This window comes from Cyanobium sp. LEGE 06113, assembly GCF_015207615.1.
The window spans coordinates 1-19128 of the sequence record NZ_JADEWM010000010.1 but is presented as its reverse complement, the minus strand read 5'-3'; the positions used below and the strand labels follow the sequence as shown (position 1 = coordinate 19128).

Here is a 19128-nt window from a genome sequence, read left to right as displayed (position 1 = left end):
ATGGAGCTCACGGCGAAACCGCTTCAGGCAGCACCGCCTCAGGCGGGATCCACATGGCATCGCCATAGGAAAAGAAGCGATACTCCCGCTCGATCGCCTCGGCGTAGAGCGCCAGCAGGCGCCGCCGGCCGAGCAGGGCGCTCACCAGCAGCAGCAGAGAGCTCCTGGGCAGGTGGAAGTTGGTGAGCAGGCCCTGCACCACGGCGAAGCGGAAGCCGGGCTGGATCACCAGGTTCACCGGGCCCGAGTGGGGCCGGAGCTCGCCGCCGTTCAGGGCGGCCACCCCCTCCAGGCTGCGCACGCTGGTGGTGCCGATGGCGATCACCCGGCCGCCGCGGGCACGGCAGGCCTGCACCGCCGCCACCAGCTCGGGGCTCACCTCCACCCACTCGCTGTGGAGCTCCAGGCCCCTGAGGTCTTCCGTTTCCACCGGCCGGAACGTGCCCAGCCCCACGTGCAGGGTGGTGGTGGCGAGGGCCACTCCGCGGACCTGGATGGCTGCCAGCAGCGCATCACTCAGGTGCAGGCCGGCGGTGGGGGCGGCCACGGCGCCGGGCCTGGCGGCGTAGCGGGTCTGGTAGCGGTCGTTGTCGCCGGCATCGTGCTCGTGGATGTAGGGCGGCAGCGGGATGGCGCCGTAGCGCACCAGCAGCGGCTCCAGGGAGGCGGCATCGGCGCAGGCCGCCGGAAACTGCACGATGCAGCCGCCGGTTTCGGCATCGCGGCCACAGATCTCCACCGGCAGGGGGTCCTGGCCCTCGGCGATCACCTCCAGAGCCTCGCCGCTCTGGAGGCGCTTGGCCGGCTTGGCCAGGCAGAGCCAGCGGCCCGGCGCCGGCGGCCCGGGCTCCTCCAGCCAGGGCTCCAGCACCAGCAGCTCCACGTGCCCACCTGAGCGGCGGCGCGCCTGCAGCCGGGCCCGCAGCACCCGGGTGTCATTCACCACCAGCAGGTCGCCGGGTCTCAGCTCCTGCTGCAGATCCCACACGCGCAGGTGGCGGCAATCAGGGGCATTCCCAGCGGACGAGCCGGCGGCAGGGGCGCCCACCGCCAGCAGTCGGGCACTGTGGCGCGGCTCAACGGGCCGCTGGGCGATGCGCTCCTGCGGCAGCTGAAAGTCGTAGCTCGAGAGCTTCAGGTCGTCGGACGCTCCGCCACCGCAGGCGGGGGGGAAGGGAACGGAATCGCTGGACAAGCGCAGCGGGCCGGGCACGGCCGATCAGGCCGGCTAGTACTAGCGCACCACGGTGAGCCGCTGGTTGTGCTGACCATCCAGCGGCCGATGGGATCAGAGGGCCAGGCTCTCGGTGTTGGTTTCGATCAGCAGGGCCAGATCCTTGAGGAAGGCGGCGGCGTGGGCTCCGTAGATGGTGCGGTGGTCGCAGGTGAGATTCACCTGCATCTGATGGGCCACGCGGATTGAGCCGTCCTTGTTGGCCACCACACAGGGACGCGACGCCGCCACCGCCAGGATGGCGCCCGTGCCAGGCGGCAGGATCGCGTCGAAGCGATCCACCCCGAACATGCCCAGGTTGCTGAGCGTGAAGGTGCCGCTGCTGTACTCCTCAGGCTGCAGCTGCTTGCTGCGGGCCCGGGCCACCAGATCGGCCCAGCTGCGGCCCAGGGCGTAGATGTCGGTGGTGTCGGCGTGGGCCAGCACGGGCGTGATCAGACCACCGTCTTCCATCGCCACAGCCACGGCCACGTTCACGGCGGTGGGATACACCATGGCGCTGCCATCGGCCGAGGTGGCGGCGTTCACCTGGGGGTGGCGGGCCAGGGTCAAGGCCACGGCCTTGGCGATCAGCACCGTGGTGGTGACCCCTTTGCTCTTCACCTGCCGGGTGAGGGCATCGAGCTTGGTGGTGGTGATCGTGTAGCCCACCCGGTAGGTGGGCACGGCCAGGCTGGCCACCATGTTGCGGTTGACCGCGCTCTGGAGGGTGTTGAAGGCCACGGCCTCGCCAGCCCGGCCAAAGCTCTGGCCCACCGCCGTGGGCGCCCCTGGGGCCGTGGCCCCTGCCCCGGCAGCCCCGCTGCCATGGGCGGCGGCCACGGCGGGCCCGGTGCCCTCCGCCACCCGCGGCACACTCACCGGCTGGCCACTGGCGGCCAGCACGTCCTCGGCCTGAATGCGGCCATGGGGACCGCTGCCCCGCAGGCCATTGAGGTCCACCCCCAGCTGACCCGCGAGCTTTCTGGCACGGGGCGAGGCCACCACCCGGCCAGTGGCGACAGGGGCTGCCAGTGGAACAGCCTGGGGCGCAGGCACCGCCACAGGTGCCGCGCTGGTCACCGGAACGGGGGCCGCTGCGGGGGCCGCCACAGGGGGAGCCGGGGGCACGAACACCCCTTCGTGCATCTCGCGCGCATAGCCCGATGGGCTGTCGTCGTGGTTGAACACCATGTGGGTGTGCGGCACGCCTGCGTCCTGCAAACGCTCCAGCGCGGCTTCCAGTTCAGCCTCCTCCATGTCGAGGCGAGGTGGTTCATCGATCCCACCGCCGTCTTCGCATCGAAGGGAAACTTCTTCACCGAGGCGATCCCGGGCGCGGCCGGCGGGGCGTCGGCCCACCAGAAAAACGCCACCGCATTCCCGCCGCCGCAATCGAAGAAGAAATGTTGGCCGCCGTCAGGCAGTTCGACCGTCTTGAACAGCGGCATGCCGAGCACCTCGGTATAGAACCCCACCGTCTCGGCCATGTCGCGGCACACCAGCGCGATGTGGTTGATGCCTTTCGTGCGTATCATCGCATTGCTCTCCCTCTGCGCGCGAGACTGCCCTGATCGCGCGCCGCTGGCAATTGCTTGCGCGAATCGTCGCTCTGGGTTAGATGGTTTCAATTGAAACTAGTTTTGCGCAGCGGAGAAAGCCACGCCATGAATGTCCAGAGCAAAGACCTGTTCGACAATCCTGCCGGTCTCGACGGCTTCGAATTCGTCGAGTTCTGCGCGCCGGAAAAGGGCGTGCTCGAACCGGTGTTCGAAGCGATGGGCTTCACCCGTGTGGCGCAGCACCGGAGCAAGGACGTGCACCTGTGGCGGCAGGGCGGCATCAACCTGATCGCCAATTACGAACCGCGCTCTGCCGCATGGTACTTCGCGCGCGAGCATGGCCCTTCGGCCTGCGGCATGGCCTTCCGCGTGCGCGATGCGGCCGCCGCCTATGATCACCTCATCGCCAAGGGCGCAGAGCCCGTCGCCGTCCAGACCGGGGTGATGGAACTGCGCATCCCCGCGATCCGCGGCATTGGCGGGGCGATCCTCTATCTGGTCGATCGCTACGAAGGCGCAGGCAGCGGCAACGGCCTCACCATCTACGACATCGATTTCGAATATCTCCCCGGCGTGGACAAGCACCCTGAGGGCGCGGGCTTCCACACCATCGATCACCTCACCCACAACGTCTACACGGGCCGCATGAAGTACTGGGCCGACTATTACGAGACCCTGTTCAACTTCCGCGAGATCCGTTTCTTTGACATCAAGGGCGAGTATACCGGCCTCACCAGCAAGGCGCTGACCGCGCCCGACGGCAAGATCCGCATCCCGCTCAATGAAGAGGGCGAGGGCGGCAAGGGCCAGATCGAGGAATTCCTGCGCGCCTTCAACGGCGAGGGCATCCAGCACATCGCGCTGATCTGCGATGATCTGGTGGCCTGCTGGGACCGGTTGCAGAAGCTCGGCGTGCCCTTCATGACCGCGCCGCCCGCCGCCTATTACGAGATGCTCGATGAACGCCTGCCCGGCCATGGCGAGGATGCGGAGCAGCTCAAGATGCGCGGCATCCTGCTTGATGGGACGACTGAGGGCGGTAGCCCGCGCCTGCTGCTCCAGATCTTCGCGCAGGCGCAGGTCGGCCCGGTGTTCTTCGAATTCATCCAGCGCAAGGGCGACGAAGGCTTCGGCGAAGGCAACTTCAAGGCCCTGTTCGAAAGCATGGAACGCGACCAGATCCAGCGCGGGGTGCTCAATGTCGAGGAACCGGCGGAGTAATTTGCTTCGTCATTGCGAGCAAAGCGAAGCAATCCATAGACTGGCCGCGCGGCAAGAGGCACCCTCAGGCCATGGATTGCCGCGTCGCCTTCGGCTCCTCGCAATGACGAGTGGAGAGGAATGAGAGCATGACCACCCACCCCGTAAACCTCGCCGGCATCCACCACGCCGCCTATCGCTGCAAGGACGCGAAGGAGACGGTGGAGTGGTACGCGCGCGTGCTCGGCATGAGCTACACTACCGCCTTTGCCGAGGATCACGTGCCCTCGACGGGCGAATATGATCCCTACATGCACATCTTCCTTGATGCGGGGAACGGCAACATCCTCGCCTTCTTTGAACTGCCCAACCAGCCCGAGATGGGCAAGGACCCCAACACGCCGCAATGGGTGCAGCATCTGGCACTCAAGGTGCCTTCGGAAGAGGCGCTGCTCGCGGCCAAGGCGCATATCGAGGCGCAGGGCATCGACGTGCTCGGCCCGACGCATCACGGCATCTTCAAGTCGATCTACTTCTTCGACCCCAACGGCCACCGCGTCGAACTCGCCGCCGATATCGGCACGGCGGAGCAATATGAAGAACTCGCCCGCGTCGCGCCGGTGATGCTGGAGGAATGGTCGCAGACCAAGAAAGCCCCGCGCCACGCCGACTGGCTGCACGAGATTGCGCGCGCGGAGCACGCGAAGGGCGCTTAACTCCCCTACGCCTCCCCGGACTTGATCCGGGGCCCCGCTGCCTTCTTCCGGGCCAAATGGCCAAGAAAGCGGGGTCCCGGGTCAAGCCCGGGAAGGCGGAAGGTCTCAGCCTCCGCTCCGTTCTTTCTGACCGCCCGCAAGGCAGCGGCTTCCGACATTTGATCCAGCGCAAAGCGCGCTCGCCCCAACTCCCCCACCTTGAGCCAACTCAAGAGGGGGATTCGGTCCATGCGCATTCTGTTCGTTCATCCCAATTACCGTTCCGGCGGGGCCGAGATTGCCGGGACGTGGCCGCCTGCATGGGTCGCCTATCTCACCGGGCCGCTGAAGCGCGCCGGGTTTGACGATATCACCTTCATCGACGCGATGACCGAAGGCCTCACCGACGAGGAACTGGCCGAGCGGATGCGCGCGCTCCAGCCCGATGTGGTCGGCACCACCGCGATCACCCCCTCGATCTACGCCGCCGAACGCGTGCTCGAAGTTGCTGCGCTCACCGTTCCGGATGCGGTGCGGGTGCTGGGCGGGATCCATGCCACTTTCATGTATGCGCAGGTGCTCGCCGAAGCGCCGCATATCGATGTGATCGTGCGCGGCGAGGGCGAGGAGATCGCGGTCGAGCTGTTCACCGCGATTGCTGAGGGTCGCTGGCCTGCCGATGCGCGCGCCATCAAGGGTCTCGCTTTTCGTGAGGGTGATCAGGTGATCGCCACCGAAGCCGCCCCCACCATCAAGGACATGGGGAGCATCAAGCCCGACTGGGATATCCTCGACTGGAACCAGTACACCTACATCCCCTTGGGTACCCGCGTCGCCATCCCCAACCTCGCGCGCGGCTGCCCGTTCACCTGTTCGTTCTGCTCGCAATGGAAGTTCTGGCGCGATTACCGCGTGCGCGACCCGAAAGACGTGGTCGATGAAATCGAGGAGCTGCACGAAAAGCACGGCGTCGGCTTCTTCATCCTCGCGGACGAGGAACCCACGATCAACCGCAAGGCCTTCATCAAGTTCTGTCAGGAGCTGATCGACCGCGGCCTGCCCGACAAGGTGAAGTGGGGCATCAACACCCGCGTCACCGATATCTACCGCGACAAGGAATTGCTGCCCTTCTACCGCAAGGCGGGGCTGGTCCATGTCAGCCTCGGCACCGAGGCGGCGGCGCAGATGAAGCTCGACCGCTTCAACAAGGAAACCAAGGTCGAGGAGAACAAGCAGGCGATCAAGCTGCTGCGCGATGCCGATATCTTCGTGGAAGCGCAGTTCATCGTCGGGCTCGACAACGAAACGCCCGAGACGCTCGAAGAAACCTACCGCATGGCGTGGGACTGGCAGCCTGATCTGGCCAACTGGGCGATGTACACGCCCTGGCCCTATACGCCGCTGTTCGAGACGCTGAAGGACCAGGTCGAGGTCCATGATTTCAGCAAATACAATTTCGTCACCCCGATCATGAAGCCCGCCGCGATGGAGCGCGGGGAACTGCTCAACGGGGTGATGAAGAACTACCGGCGCTTCTACATGCAGAAGGCGCTGTTCCACTATCCGTGGCGCGGGACCGGGTTCAGGCGGCGCTATCTGCTGGGGTGCCTCTATGCGTTCCTCAGGGCAGGCTTCAAGCGGACGTTCTACGATCTCGGCAAGGCGGGATACTGGGGGCCGCAGACGGCGAAGAAGGTGGAGTTCCACTTCGATGAAAGCCGCGCCGCCGCGCTGGATGCCGCCGATGACTGGCAGACCGCCGCCGACCGCGCCGCGCAGGCGGCTGAACGCCGCGAGGCGGTGCGCGCGCAGATGAAAGAGCGCGGGGCAGACCGCAAGCGGGATCGGATCGATGTCGGCTGAGGCGCGGGGTGCTCGCGCGGCGACGCGAGGGCGCGCTGATCGGGCCCAACGCGATATTGCAGACCGTGACGGTGATGGAAGCGCGGATGGGCGCGGCCGAGACCCGCGCGGTGCTGGCCGAAGCGCGGATCGGTGCGCTGCCTTCGGGCCGCCACATGATCCCCGAAATCCACGCCTTGCGGCTCCACCGCTGGCTGAGCCTGCACGACCCGCTGGGCAGCTTCCTGATCGCCGAGGAAGCGGGCGCGGCGACGGCGGATTACATCATCGCCAACCGCATCCCGCGCGCCGCGGCATGGCTGCTGCACCACCTGCCCGCGATGCTCGCCGCGCCGCTGCTGATGGCGGCGATCCGCAAGCACGCCTGGACCTTCATCGGCGCCGGGGCCTTCGCGGCGCAAGGCCCGTGGCGCTTTACCATCGACCGCGCGGGCGCCGATGACCCCGTGCCGCCGCCCGACAGCCTGTTCCACTGGTATGCGGCGGTCTTCACCCGGCTCTATCAGCGCCTCGTCGCCAGCGATTGCCGCTGCCTTGTCCAGATGACGGCGCGGCCCGAAGCGCCCTTGCGCCATTACCGGATCGAGCGGGGTTAGCGCTTCGGGCGCTTGCCTTGCTGTTCGCGCTTCAGGGCGAGCATCTGGCCGACATCGACCACCTCGCGCGCGCGGTCATCCACCGGATCATGGCGATGGTCCAGATCAGCATGGCACCGATGAACAGCGCAAGCGCCGCGAAGAATTCGGGCTGGCCCTCATGGGCTTCGGCATAGATCCCGAAAGCGACGACCAGCGGGATCAGCAGGGCGAGCCACAGGCCCATCAGCGCCCAACCCTTGCGCCCGCGCGGCACGATGTTGAAGTTCCCCGGACCGCGCCGGTAGAGCACAAAGGGCTTGCCCTCGTCACGCATCATCGCGCCCCTTGTTGTCCGGTCCCGGCGGCGCCCGCGCTTCGCCTGCTTGCTCACCGCCACCTTCACCCCGCGCCGCGCCATGGCCTCGCGCAGCAGCATCTCGATCTCGGCGTTCACGCTGCGCAGCTCGGCATCGGCCAATCGCTGTACCGCATCGTGAAGCGCCGGATCGAGACGCAGGGGAAAGGCCTTTTTCGCAGGCATAAGACAATCAGTAGAGCGATCCTGCATTGACCACGGGCTGGGTCTCGCGCTCGCCGCACAGCACCACCATCAGGTTGGACACCATCGCCGCGCGGCGTTCGTCGTCGAGTTCGACCACGTTGTTCTTGCTCAGGTGATCGAGCGCCATCTCCACCATCGAGACCGCGCCTTCCACGAGCTTGCGCCGCGCGGCGATCACTGCTTCGGCCTGCTGGCGACGCAGCATCGCTCCGGCGATTTCGGGGGCATAGGCAAGGTGGGTCAGGCCGCATTCGTCGACCGTGATCCCGGCCAAGGCCAGCCGCTCGATCAGCGCGACGCGCAGTTCGGCGCCGACTTCCTCGTGATTGCCGCGCAAGGTGACCTCGAGATGCTCGATATCGTCGTAGGGATAGCGCGAGCCGATCGAACGCACCGCCGCCTCGATCTGGGCGTCGACGAATTCGCGGTAATCATCGACATCGAACAGCGCCTGCGCGGTATCGGTCACGCGCCAGACCACTTGTGCTGCCATCTCGATCGGGTTGCCGCGCGCGTCGTTGACCTTGATCTTGTCGGAAATGACATTGTTGGCGCGCACCGCGATCTTGGTGCAGGTCAGCCATGGCAGCACCCAGCGCAGGCCTTCATTGCGGTCGGTGCCCTTGTATGCGCCGAACAGCTGAATCGCGGCGGCCTCGTTGGGGTTGATCTTGTAGAAACCGGTCAGCGCCAGCAGGCCAAGCAGGCCCGAAATGATCGCGCCGAGCATCATCCAGCCATCCGTGCGTGCCGGTGCAAGCGCGGCCAGGAACAGGAACAACGCCAGCACGACCAGCAGCAGCGAAACCAGCAGCATCATGTAACCGCTCTGGGTTGCGGCCGGCACTTCGCGGCTGCGGTTGAGAGCGGGGGTATCACCAAGCGCCATGACGAATCTCCGATAGCGATATAATTATGATATCATATTTATATCATTCAAGCGCGCGGTCAAGTACCCCCGCAAGGGCAAGCCTCTGGCGATAATAGTACAAGCAATATCAGCGGACTATTTTGGAATCAGGAAGCCCCTGAGCATCCGTGGCGGCCGGTTCAATAGCCGCTCGCCTGCCCGTCCTTCCGCATCTCGGTCGCGCCGGTATAGACCCCGCTCTCCGGGTCGCGCGCGATGGCCTGATAACCGCCGAAGGGGATGCCGGTGGCGTTGACTTCAACCTTGTGGCCCATCGCTCGCAGCGCCTCGATGGTGGCCGCCGGAATGCCGGGTTCGACCATCAGCACACCCAGCATGTCGATCGGCGCGGTGTCGGCCGGGCTGCCAGCCAGCGCATCGGTCGGCTGGCGGCCGCCATCATGCATCAGCCGCGCCGCATCGCCCGCTTCCTGCAGGTTCATGCCATAATCGACGATATTGACCAGCACCTGCACATGGCCCTGCGGCTGCATCCCGCCGCCCATCAGCCCGAAGCTCGCCCACGGCTTGCCGTCCTTCCTGATGAAGGCGGGGATGATGGTGTGAAACGGGCGCTTGCCGGGCGCATAGGCATTGGGGTGGGCGGGATCGAGGCTGAACAATTCCCCGCGATCCTGGAACATGAAGCCCAGCCCGTCGGCCACCAGCCCGCCGCCCATGCCGCGATAATTCGACTGGATCAGGCTGACCATCATCCCGTCCTTGTCGGCAACGGTGAGATAGGTGGTGTCGCCTTCGCCTTCGAGCTTGGGCGCGACCAGCGCGCCTGCCGAAAAGGCCGGCGTGGCGCGGGCCGGATCGATCAAGGCAAACCGCTCGCGGCCATAGTCCTGCGACAACAGCTCTGCGGGCGCGCTGGCGAAATACGGGTCGGCATAGAAGCGCGCGACATCCTCGAAGGCGAGCCGCTTGGCCTCGGTGATGTAGTGGATGACCTCGGGGCTGCCGCGCTCCCACTGGGCAAGGTCGACATTCCTCAGGATGTTGACCATCTGCAAGGCGGCGAAACCTTGCGAGTTCGGCGGCAATTCGCACAGCTCGAAGCCCTTGCGATAGGCGACGCAGGCGACATCGACCCATTCGCTGTTATGCGCGGCGAAATCCTCCAGCGTGAAGGCGCTGCCCTGACGTTGGAGGTAATCGACCATGATGCGCGCGGTCTTGCCCGCATAGAATTCGTCGCGCCCGCCCTTGGCGATGGCCTCCAGCGTGTTGGCGAGATCGGGGTTGCGGAACAACTCGCCGGGCTGCGGGGCGCGGCCGCCCTTGAAATAGGTTTCGCGGGCATTGCCGAAGTCGAAGGGATGGCGCTCCAGCTGGCGCTCGTAATTCCTGAGGCCGCGTTCGAGATACATGGCGATCACCGGCGCGACCGGGTGGCCTTCGCGGGCATAGCGGATGGTCGGGGCGAGCACATCGGCCATCGGCAGCTTGCCGAAGCGGGCGTGCAGATCGAACCACGCATCGACCGTGCCGGGGATGGTAATGGGCAGCGGGCCGACCGGAGGCAGACCGGTTGCATCCGGGCCCAGCTTTTCGCGCAAGGCCTCAAGGCTCTGCCCGCGCGGGCTGCGGCCCGATCCGTTGAGGCCCACCAGCTCGCCGGTGGCCGGATCGTGGACGATCGCGAACAGATCGCCGCCGATGCCGTTGCCGGTCGGCTCCATCAGGCCGAGCGCGGCATTGGCGGCAATCGCGGCATCGACCGCGCTGCCGCCGGCCTTGAGGATATCGAGCGCGATCTGGGTCGCGAGCGGGTGGGCGGTGGCGGCCATGCCATGCGGGGCGACAACCGGGCTGCGGCTCCAGCTTGCGCCCACCGGCCGCCCCCCTGCGCCGATCCCGGCGGTCGCTTCGGGGCGGGTATCGGCGGGGTTGGCGTCGGTTTGGGCATCCTGCGCGGCGAGGGGGACGGCCAGCAGCGCAGCGGCGGTCAGCAGCAGGGGGGCAAGCTTCATGGCGAGGGGTCCTTTCAGGTCTTGCGCGCCACCCTAGGGTGCTGCGTGGCGCGCGCAAGACCGGGACTGCTCAACCCAGCAGCATGACGTTCATCAGGCGGCCCGGCACGAGGAAAGCGGCGATGCCGGGGATCATCAGTGCGGTCAGATAGGTGAACACCAGATGCCGCTTGTGCGCCTGAATATCGCCGCGCCTTGCGGTCGCCACCACCTTCCAGGCGGCATGGAAGGTGATCGGCACGAACAGGTGGATCCAGCTGTAGCCGCCCGATGACTGGATGAAGATCGCCGAGGTTGCGGTCAACAGCATCAACGCCAGCCAGACCTTGCCGAGCTGCTTGTGCAGCGCGGTGCCCTTCTTCGCCAGCAGCAGCCAGCCGCCCAGCGGAATGGTCGGCAACACGGCGGCGACATGGATGATGACCGGCAGCTTGTTGTAATGGTGGAGGTTCTCCACCATCCCCAGCCCCGCCCGGCCCAGCGCCACCAGCACGGCAAAGCTCATGGTGAAGCAGGCGAGGCTGACGGCGGTGCGGGCAACCGGGCCGATGTCGAAGCTCACGGCGGTGCGGGGGGCTGCGGGAGCGCGGCGGGCGGTGAAGTTCAACGAAAGGGCGTTCATGACAGGTCTCCTCGAAGGCGGGTTCTTGCTTGCCTGTCGTGGATGGCCGCGTGCCGTTCGCGGGCAAGCGCATCTGCGCAAATGGTGCCATGCTTGCGCGAAAGAGCCCGAAATCCGGCGCTTTGCCACTTTACGAAGCGTGAACGGGCAGGCACCAGAGCACTATGGGCAGCCCACTGGACAATCCCCGCCACGCGCTTGTGCGGCGGATCATCATTGATCTGGCAGTGATGACCGGGATTGGCGTCTTCCTCGCTCTGAGCGGCGCCTTCGGCAGCATGGCGATGCCATTGCCGATGCGATTGCTGAGCTGGGTCGGGTTTGCGTGGCTTGGCTATGGCTTTTTCCGCCCGATGGAAACCGTCGTCGGCTGGGCCGAGCGCACCTTTGATCTGCCGCGCTGGGGGCTGTGGGTGGCAGGATGCCTGATCTCGTCCGTGCCTATGACAGTGGCCGTACTGGTCATTGGCGACCTGCCCGGCCCGGTCAGCTTGCCACCTCTCGATTTGGCGATGGGCACCTACTCGTCAGTGCTGGTGATCGGCGGTGCGGTGACCTTGTTGTTCAATGTCGTGCAGAGAGGGCCGCGCAGGGCGCAGGTCGCCCGGCCGCAACCCCGGTTTCGACTGCGCCTGTGGCTGCGTCTGCCGCTGAGCCCAGCCCTGCTACCACCCCCGCCGCTGCGCCGTCGCCAAATCCCCTGCTCGACCAGCTCCCGCCCGAACTCGGCAGCGCCATCATCGCGCTGGAGATGGAGGACCACTATGTCCGCGTGCACACCGCGCTGGGATCGGCGCTGGTGCTGATGCGGATGCGCGATGCGGTGGCGCTGCTCGGCGATAGCGAGGGGATGCAGGTGCATCGCAGCTGGTGGGTGGCGCGCGGTGCGGTGGAGGATGTGCTGCGCGAAGGGCGCAATGTCCGCCTCAGGCTGGCGCGCGGGCTGGAAGCACCGGTCGCCCGCGCCAAGATTGCGGACTTGCGCGACGCGCGCTGGATCGGACACGCAAAAAGGCCCCCGGTGTCGCCACCGGAGGCCCCTTTGGTGTCAGGCCCGCCTGTCTCAGTGATATTTGGCGCAGGTCACATCGAAGCGATCCGCGTTCATCACCTTGTTCCAGGCCGAGATGAAGTCGCAAACGAACTTGCCCTCGCATCCGGCCTCGGCATAGACCTCGGCCTGAGCGCGCAGCATCGAGTTGGAACCGAACACCAGATCGGCGCGGGTCGCCCGCCACTTTTCCGCGCCGGTGGCGCGGCAGGTGCCGACATATTCCTCATCGCCCGAACATCGACCGGCGCCCAATGGGTGCTCATGTCGAGGAGGTTGCGGAAGAAGTCCGGGGTGAGCACGCCGACATTGTCGGTGAACACCCCGTGCTTGCGGTTGCCGCTGTTCGCGCCCAGCACCCGCAGCCCCGCGACCAGCACGGCCATTTCCGGGATCGACAGGCCGAGCAGATGCGCCTTGTCGATCAGCATCTCCTCGGTGCGGACATCGGCCTTGGTCCTGAGGTAGTTGCGGAAACCATCGGCGAAGGGTTCGAGTGGTTCGAAGCTCGCCGCATCGGTGTGTTCCTCGGTCGCATCGCCGCGCCCGCCCATGAAGGGCACGGTCGCGTCGAAGCCGGCATCCCTGGCTGCCTTCTCGATCGCCGCAGAGCCTGCCAGCACGATCGCATCGGCCATCGAAAGCTCGCCGCGATGCTGTTCGATCACGCCCAGCACCTTTGCGAGTTCATCCGGGTCGTTCGCCGCCCAGCCGCTTTGCGGGGCGAGCCGCACCCGCGCGCCGTTGGCCCCGCCGCGGTGGTCCGAATTGCGGTAGGTCGAGGCCGAGGCCCAGGCCGCCTTGACGAGTTCCGAAACGCTGAGGCCCGAACCGAGGATCGCGTCCTTGAAGCGCGCGACTTCGTCATCCGAAGCGGGGCGTCCGGCGGGGACCGGGTCCTGCCAGATCAGGTCTTCGGCAGGGACTTCCGGGCCCATGTAACGGATCTTTGGCCCCATGTCGCGGTGGCACAGCTTGAACCACGCGCGGGCAAAGGCATCGTCGAGCGCAGCCTGATCGTTCAGGAACTTCTCCGAAATCTTGCGATATTCCGGATCGCGCTTCAGCGCCATGTCGGCGGTGGTCATCATCGTCGGCACCTTCTTCGACGGGTCGCGCGCGTCGGGGGCCATGTCTTCGGGATCGGGGTTGATCGGCTGCCACTGGAACGCGCCTGCGGGCGACTTCACCAGCTCGTAGTCATATTTGAACAGCAGCCGGAAATAGTCGTTCCCCCACTCGGTCGGGTTGGGCGTCCATGCGCCTTCGATGCCCGAAGTGGTGATGTGGCCCTTGCCGATTTCGTCCGGGTCGGTGAGCCAGCCGAAGCCCATCAGCTCCAGCGCCTCGCTTTCGGGCGCGCCGCCGAAGGTGTCCGCCGGGGGCCGCGCCATGGGCCTTGCCGAAGGCGTGGCCACCAGCGGTAAGCGCGACGGTTTCCTCGTCGTTCATCGCCATGCGGGCAAAGGTTTCGCGCATGTCGCGGGCCATGCCCTCGGCATCATGCGGATCGCCCTGCGGGCCTTCGGGATTGACGTAGATGAGCCCCATCTGGATCGCGGCGAGCGGGTTGTCGAGCGCCTTGCCTTCCTTGGGCCGGATGCGGGTGGGCACGCCTTCGTTGACCCACTGTTCTTCGGTGCCCCAGTAGACGCTTTCCGGCTCGTAGACGTCCGCACGTCCCCCGCCGAAGCCGAACACCGGGCCGCCCATGCTCTCGATGGCGACATTGCCAGTGAGGATGAACAGGTCCGCCCAGCTGATGTTCTTGCCGTATTTCTGCTTGATCGGCCACAGCAGACGCCGCGCCTTGTCGAGGTTGCCGTTATCGGGCCAGGAATTTAGCGGAGCAAACCGCTGCTGCCCGGAGCCCGCACCGCCGCGCCCGTCGCCGGTGCGATAGGTGCCCGCCGCGTGCCATGCCATGCGGATGAAGAACGGGCCGTAATGGCCGTAATCCGCCGGCCACCACGGCTGGCTGTCGGTCATCAGCGCGGTGAGATCGGCCTTCAATGCGTTGTAATCGAGCGCGTTGAAGGCTTCGGCATAGTCGAAATCCTCGCCATAGGGGTTCGCGCTGCGCCCGCCCTCGGTCAGAATGTCGAGCTGCAATGCCTCGGGCCACCAGTCGCGGTTGGTGCGCCCCAGCAGATTGCGCATTTCGCTGCTGCCGTGGAACGGGCAGCCGCCGCTCATTTCTCCGGTTTTGACATCCATGTGTCTCTCTCCTCTCGCCTGTTATTCGTTCAGACTCGCCTCTGCGGGCAGCCTATGCGGAGAAGATTACGCTTTCAGGATGGCGCGTCCAATCGATTAATGCGCGGGGTTTGATTGATTGGGGCGATTAGTGCTTGTCGTCATTGCGAGGAGCCACAGGCTGTCCATGGATTGGTTGGCCAAGGCCAGCTTCGCTTCCGCTTCGCTCGCAATGACAAAAGGGGCGGGCTCCCTATCGAGAACCCGCCCCTTGTATTGCAGCAATAGGAAGCGATTTACGCCGCCTGCGCGACCTCCTCGACCGGCTCGTTGCGGATCAGGAAGTCGAAGGCACCTAGGCCCGCCTTCGCGCCTTCGCCCATCGCCACCACGATCTGCTTGTGCGGCACCGTGGTGCAATCGCCCGCGGCATAGATGCCGGGCAGGTTGGTCGCGCCGTGATCGTCGATTACGATCTCGCCGAACTTCGACAATTCGAGGCCGGTTTCGCGCAGCCATTCGGTGTTCGGCACCAGGCCGATCTGCACGAACACGCCTTCAAGCGTGATTCGGCGTTCCTCGCCAGTGGCGCGGTTCTTGACCACGAGGCCGCTGACCTTGCCGTTCTCGCCCAGAATCTCGGTGGTCTGGCCGTTGGTGATGATCTCGACATTGGGCATCGAGCGCAGCTTGCGCTGGAGCACTTCGTCGGCGCGCAGCTTCACGTCGAATTCGATCAGCGTCACGTGGCCGACGATCCCGGCAAGGTCGATTGCCGCTTCGACGCCCGAATTGCCGCCGCCGATCACCGCGATGCGCTTGCCCTTGAACAGCGGGCCGTCGCAGTGCGGGCAATAGGCGACGCCCTTGTTGCGATATTCCGCCTCACCCGGCACGCCGAGATTGCGCCAGCGCGCCCCGGTGGAGAGGATCAGCGAGCGCGCCTTGAGGCTCGCACCGTTGGCCATCACGACTTCGTGATAGCCGCCGATTTCCTTGGCAGGACGCAGTTCGACCGCGCGGGCCAAGTCCATCAGGTCGATGTCATATTCGCCCACATGCGCCTTGAGGCTGTCGGTCAGCTTGGGGCCTCGGTGTAGGTCGTGCCGGGCAGGTTTTCGATCCCGAGCGTGTCCATCAGCTGCCCGCCGAAGCGTTCCGCCGCGATGCCCGTGCTGAAGCCCTTGCGCGCGGTGTAGACAGCCGCCGCCGCGCCCGCCGGACCACCGCCGACCACCAGCACCTCGAACGGGGCCTTGGCGCTGAGCTTTTCGGCGGCGCGCGCATCGGCGTTCTTGTCGAGCTTCGACAGGATTTCGGCCAGTTCCATCTTGCCGTTGTAGAACGCTCGCCGTTGAGGAAGGTCGCGGGCACGGCCATGATGTCGCGGCGCTCGACCTCGTCCTGGAAGGTGCCGCCTTCGATCAGGGTCGCGGTAATGCGCGGGTTTTCGAGCGCCATCAGCGTCAGCGCCTGCACCACGTCGGGGCAGTTGTGGCACGACAGCGAGAAGAACATCTCGAAGTGGAAATCGCCTTCCAGCGCGCGCACCTGTTCGATCAGGTCGGCATCGACCTTCGGCGGGTGGCCGCCGGCCCACAGCATGGCCAGCACGAGGCTGGTGAATTCGTGGCCCATCGGCAGGCCCGCGAAGCGCACCCACTTGTTGGCGTCGGACGCGCGGCGGATGACGAAGCTGGGCTTGCGGCTATCCGTGCCGTCGAAGCGCGCGGTGACGAGGTCGTGGAGGCCAGCGATCTGCTCGATCAGGGCGCGGGTCTGGCGCGACTGCTCGCTGTCGTCCAGCGAGGCGACCAGTTCCACGCCTTCGCGAAGATTGCCGAGATAGGTCTTGAGCTGGGCCTGCATGGCAGCGTCGAGCATGGTGTCCTCCGGCGCGCGGGCAGCGCGCGTGAATATCTGGGATGATCCGCTGGGCGGGGTAACACGGGACCGGATGCGCCCCGCCCGGTTCAAAGGGGGAAGAGGCGGGGACATCCGGTCCCGGCTACGACCCGAGGGCTCTGAATGCTCTCGGGATTTTACAGCTGGCGCGCCCTAATGGGGGGGGAGGCGCGCCAGCCGGTTCGGTCAGCCTTGCGGCTTAGATCTTGCCGACGAGGTCGAGCGAGGGGGCCAGCGTGTCGCTGCCTTCTTCCCACGCGGCCGGGCACACCTGACCGGGGTTGGCGCGCACATATTGCGCAGCCTTGATCTTGCGGGTCAGTTCGTTGGCATTGCGGCCCACGCCTTCGCAGGTGATTTCCATGATCTGGATCACACCGTCCGGATCGACCACGAAGGTCGCGCGGTCGGCAAGGCCCACGCCTTCGCGCAGCACGCCGAACTGGTTCGACAGTACGTGGTTCTGGTCGCCCAGGAACGGGAACTTGAGCTTGCCGATCTTTTCCGAGGTGTCGTGCCAGCCTTGTGGCTGAAGTGGGTGTCGGTCGAGACGGCGTAGACTTCAACGCCCATCGACTGGAGCATTTCGTACTTTTCGCCCATGTCTTCGAGCTCGGTCGGGCAGACGAAGGTGAAGTCGGCCGGGTAGAAGAAGAACACCGACCACTTGCCGGCGAGGTCTTCGCTGGTCACTTCGAAGAAATCCTTGCCCGCCTGAAACGCGGTGGCGGTGAAAGGCTGAATGGTCGAACCGATGATACCCATGGGGATGTGTCCTTTTGATGGGGTTGAGAGGTTGGGGTTGAACTGACGATGCCCAAATAGGGATTATTGCGCTGCACAAAAGTTGATTTGTGCGATTGCGTAAATCGGTTTTTTCAATCAGCCGCGCGGGAACGATCGGATTTGGTGTTCAGCGTAACCTCAACCCCTCCGTCTCCTCGGACTCGATCCGGGGGTCCGCTGACTTGCCTATGGCGGGCCGGTAGAGGAGCGAAGCGGGATCCCGGGTCAAGCCCGGGAAGACGTGGGTCTTTAGGTCGCGCTACCGCCTACCCTACTTGTCCGCGGTGCAGCAGCTTGTGATCGGCCAGCACCAGCGCCATCATCGCCTCCACCACCGGCGTGCCGCGGATGCCGACACAGGGGTCGTGGCGGCCCCTGGTGACCACCTCTACCGCCTCTCCGGCCGAATTGATCGATTCCACCGGGGTGAGGATCGACGAGGTCGGCTTGAACGCCACCCGGCACACCACCGGCTGGCCGGTTGAAATGCCCCCCGCCGTCCCGCCTGCGTGGTTGGCGAGGTAGAGCGGCTTGCCATCCGGGCCGGGGCGCATCCGGTCGGCGTTCTCCTCGCCCGTCAGCGCGCGGCCTCGAAGCCGTCGCCGATTTCGACGCCCTTGACCGCATTGATGCTCATCATCGCAGCTGCCAGATCGCTGTCGAGCTTGGCATAGATCGGCGCGCCCCAGCCTGCCGGGACGCCCTCCGCCACACATTCGACGATGGCGCCCAGCGATGACCCGGCCTTGCGCGCGGCATCGACCTTTCTTCCCACCGCTTGGCGGCGGCGGGATCGGGGCAGAAGAACGGGTTGTTAGCGATCTCGGCATAGTCGACGTTGGCCGGATCAATCCGGTCGCCGCCCAATTCGCACACGTAAGCGGTGATGGTGACTTCGGGGATCACCAGCCGCGCCACCGCGCCCGCCGCCACCCGCGCGGCGGTTTCCCGCGCGGATGATCGCCCGCCGCCGCGATAGTCGCGGATGCCGTATTTGGCGTCATAGGCGTAGTCGGCATGGCCGGGGCGATACCTTTGCGCGATCTCGGAATAGTCCTTCGACCTTTGATCGGTGTTCTCGATGTGCAGCGCTATCGGCGTGCCCGTGGTCTTGCCTTCGAACACGCCCGAAAGGATGCGCACCTCATCCGCCTCGCGCCGCTGGGTGGTGAAGCGGCTGGTGCCGGGCTTCCTCGCATCCATGAAGGGCTGGATGAAGTCTTCGGAAATCGCCAGCCCCGGCGGGCACCCGTCAACGACCGCGCCCAGTGCAGGCCCGTGGCTCTCTCCCCAGGTGGTAAAGCGCAGCACGCGCCCGAAGGTGTTCCAGCTCATGCCTCGCGCTTTTGCCCAAGTGCGGCAATTTGTCCACTTGTCGTCATTGCGAGCGAAGCGCAGCAATCCAGAGCGTACCGTTCACCGCTCTGGATTGCTGCGCGGCTGCGCCGCTCGCAATGACGATAACTGGGTTCTTGCCTCTGGACTGTTCCCGTTCTGTCCGCCAAACCGCTCCACATGATCGCGAAACTCTCAGGCAGGCTTGATGCGACCGGTGAGGACTGGGCGATCGTTGATGTGGGCGGGGTCGGGTATCTCGTCCACTGCTCCAGCCGCACATTGGCCGCGCTGGGCGAGGTGGGAGAGGCCTGCACCATCCACACCGAATTGCAGGTGAGCGAGAACGACATGCGGCTCTTGGGTTTCGCGGAAGCTTCCGAGCGCGACTGGTTCCGGCTGTTGACGGGCGTGCAGGGGGTGGGGAGCAAGGTCGGCCTTGCGATCCTTTCCGCCCTCTCAACCGGCGAGTTGCGCGACGCCTGCGGGCGCGGCGATGCGGCAATGGTCGCCCGCGCGCAGGGCGTGGGGCCGAAGCTCGCGGGCCGGATCGTCAACGAGCTGAAGGACAAGGCGGGCGCGATGCCGGGCGGCTCCGGCGGTTTTGCGCCGAGCGCTGCGGCGGCTCCGGCAGGCAGCGTTGGTGCCGACGCGGCGAGTGCACTCGAAAA

Annotated in this window: 15 protein-coding genes and 4 pseudogenes; 7 read left to right on the top strand and 12 right to left on the bottom strand. The window is 65.9% G+C overall.

Features of this window, described 5'->3' with window-relative positions:
- Positions 1 to 7 precede the first annotated feature (7 nt).
- From queA to IQ220_RS16615, 3 genes are all read right to left on the bottom strand, one after another.
- Positions 8 to 1195, bottom strand: a complete 1188-nt coding sequence (gene queA / locus IQ220_RS13975; protein WP_193915884.1) for a tRNA preQ1(34) S-adenosylmethionine ribosyltransferase-isomerase QueA — start codon at positions 1193 to 1195, stop codon at positions 8 to 10.
- Positions 1196 to 1288: 93 nt separating this feature from the next.
- Entirely contained in the window at positions 1289 to 2362 is a 1074-nt protein-coding gene (locus IQ220_RS13970) for a dihydrolipoamide acetyltransferase family protein (RefSeq protein WP_228009258.1), read from the bottom strand.
- Positions 2293 to 2703, bottom strand: a complete 411-nt coding sequence (locus IQ220_RS16615; protein ID WP_370566501.1) for a VOC family protein — start codon at positions 2701 to 2703, stop codon at positions 2293 to 2295. The genes IQ220_RS13970 and IQ220_RS16615 overlap by 70 nt, the downstream gene beginning before the upstream one ends.
- A gap of 177 nt (positions 2704 to 2880) precedes the next feature.
- On the opposite strand from IQ220_RS16615, the gene hppD reads away from it, so the two are divergent.
- The 4 genes from hppD (at position 2881) to bchJ (ending at position 7129) form a co-directional block, all read left to right on the top strand.
- Complete coding sequence (gene hppD, locus IQ220_RS13960) at positions 2881 to 3996, top strand: 4-hydroxyphenylpyruvate dioxygenase (protein ID WP_193915881.1); 1116 nt, start codon at positions 2881 to 2883, stop codon at positions 3994 to 3996.
- A 128-nt stretch (positions 3997 to 4124) separates the two neighbouring features.
- Positions 4125 to 4691 carry a VOC family protein gene (locus IQ220_RS13955; RefSeq protein ID WP_193915878.1) on the top strand — a complete coding sequence of 189 codons (567 nt, stop codon included), beginning with the start codon at positions 4125 to 4127 and terminating at the stop codon, positions 4689 to 4691.
- Between the two features lie 228 nt (positions 4692 to 4919).
- A complete protein-coding gene (bchE, locus tag IQ220_RS13950; RefSeq protein ID WP_193915875.1) occupies positions 4920 to 6533 on the top strand; it encodes a magnesium-protoporphyrin IX monomethyl ester anaerobic oxidative cyclase in 1614 nt (537 codons plus the stop codon).
- A gap of 8 nt (positions 6534 to 6541) precedes the next feature.
- Complete coding sequence (bchJ, locus tag IQ220_RS13945; RefSeq protein WP_193915872.1) at positions 6542 to 7129, top strand: bacteriochlorophyll 4-vinyl reductase; 588 nt, start codon at positions 6542 to 6544, stop codon at positions 7127 to 7129.
- A gap of 31 nt (positions 7130 to 7160) precedes the next feature.
- On the opposite strand, the gene IQ220_RS15890 is transcribed toward bchJ, so the two are convergent.
- The 4 genes from IQ220_RS15890 to IQ220_RS13925 form a co-directional block, all read right to left on the bottom strand.
- Positions 7161 to 7652, bottom strand: coding sequence for a hypothetical protein (locus IQ220_RS15890; protein WP_228009251.1), 492 nt, complete (start codon positions 7650 to 7652; stop codon positions 7161 to 7163).
- Positions 7653 to 7659: 7 nt separating this feature from the next.
- Positions 7660 to 8562: an SPFH domain-containing protein gene (locus IQ220_RS13935; protein ID WP_193915869.1), complete on the bottom strand. Its 903-nt coding sequence runs from the start codon at positions 8560 to 8562 to the stop codon at positions 7660 to 7662.
- A 161-nt stretch (positions 8563 to 8723) separates the two neighbouring features.
- Positions 8724 to 10562, bottom strand: coding sequence for a gamma-glutamyltransferase family protein (locus tag IQ220_RS13930; RefSeq protein ID WP_193915866.1), 1839 nt, complete (start codon positions 10560 to 10562; stop codon positions 8724 to 8726).
- A 70-nt stretch (positions 10563 to 10632) separates the two neighbouring features.
- The gene (locus tag IQ220_RS13925; protein WP_228009250.1) at positions 10633 to 11169 is read right to left on the bottom strand and encodes a DUF2306 domain-containing protein; all 537 of its coding nucleotides are present in this window, start codon (positions 11167 to 11169) and stop codon (positions 10633 to 10635) included.
- Positions 11170 to 11348: 179 nt separating this feature from the next.
- Here IQ220_RS13925 and IQ220_RS13920 point away from each other — a divergent pair, with 179 nt between their 5' ends.
- Together IQ220_RS13920 and IQ220_RS16610 are read left to right on the top strand one after the other, a co-directional pair.
- On the top strand, positions 11349 to 11990 hold the full coding sequence (locus IQ220_RS13920; protein ID WP_228009249.1) for a hypothetical protein: 642 nt from the start codon (positions 11349 to 11351) through the stop codon (positions 11988 to 11990).
- Positions 11936 to 12115: pseudogene (locus IQ220_RS16610) on the top strand (LytTR family DNA-binding domain-containing protein); the annotation flags it as partial. The gene IQ220_RS13920 and the pseudogene IQ220_RS16610, both read left to right, overlap by 55 nt.
- Positions 12116 to 12247: 132 nt before the next feature.
- Here the strand turns inward: IQ220_RS16610 and katG are convergent.
- The 5 genes and pseudogenes from katG to aroC form a co-directional block, all read right to left on the bottom strand.
- Positions 12248 to 14431 (bottom strand): annotated as a pseudogene (gene katG, locus IQ220_RS13915) (catalase/peroxidase HPI).
- Between the two features lie 296 nt (positions 14432 to 14727).
- The gene (locus tag IQ220_RS15880; protein ID WP_370566493.1) at positions 14728 to 15489 is read right to left on the bottom strand and encodes an FAD-dependent oxidoreductase; all 762 of its coding nucleotides are present in this window, start codon (positions 15487 to 15489) and stop codon (positions 14728 to 14730) included.
- Positions 15490 to 15568: 79 nt separating this feature from the next.
- The gene (locus IQ220_RS15875) at positions 15569 to 16315 is read right to left on the bottom strand and encodes a thioredoxin family protein (RefSeq protein ID WP_228009248.1); all 747 of its coding nucleotides are present in this window, start codon (positions 16313 to 16315) and stop codon (positions 15569 to 15571) included.
- Positions 16316 to 16535: 220 nt separating this feature from the next.
- Positions 16536 to 17101: pseudogene (gene ahpC, locus IQ220_RS13905) on the bottom strand (alkyl hydroperoxide reductase subunit C).
- Between the two features lie 287 nt (positions 17102 to 17388).
- Positions 17389 to 18457, bottom strand: a pseudogene (gene aroC, locus IQ220_RS13900) (chorismate synthase).
- Positions 18458 to 18637: 180 nt separating this feature from the next.
- On the opposite strand from aroC, the gene ruvA reads away from it, so the two are divergent.
- A partial coding sequence (ruvA, locus tag IQ220_RS13895; RefSeq protein ID WP_193915860.1) for a Holliday junction branch migration protein RuvA occupies positions 18638 to 19128 on the top strand: 491 nt, incomplete at its 3' end.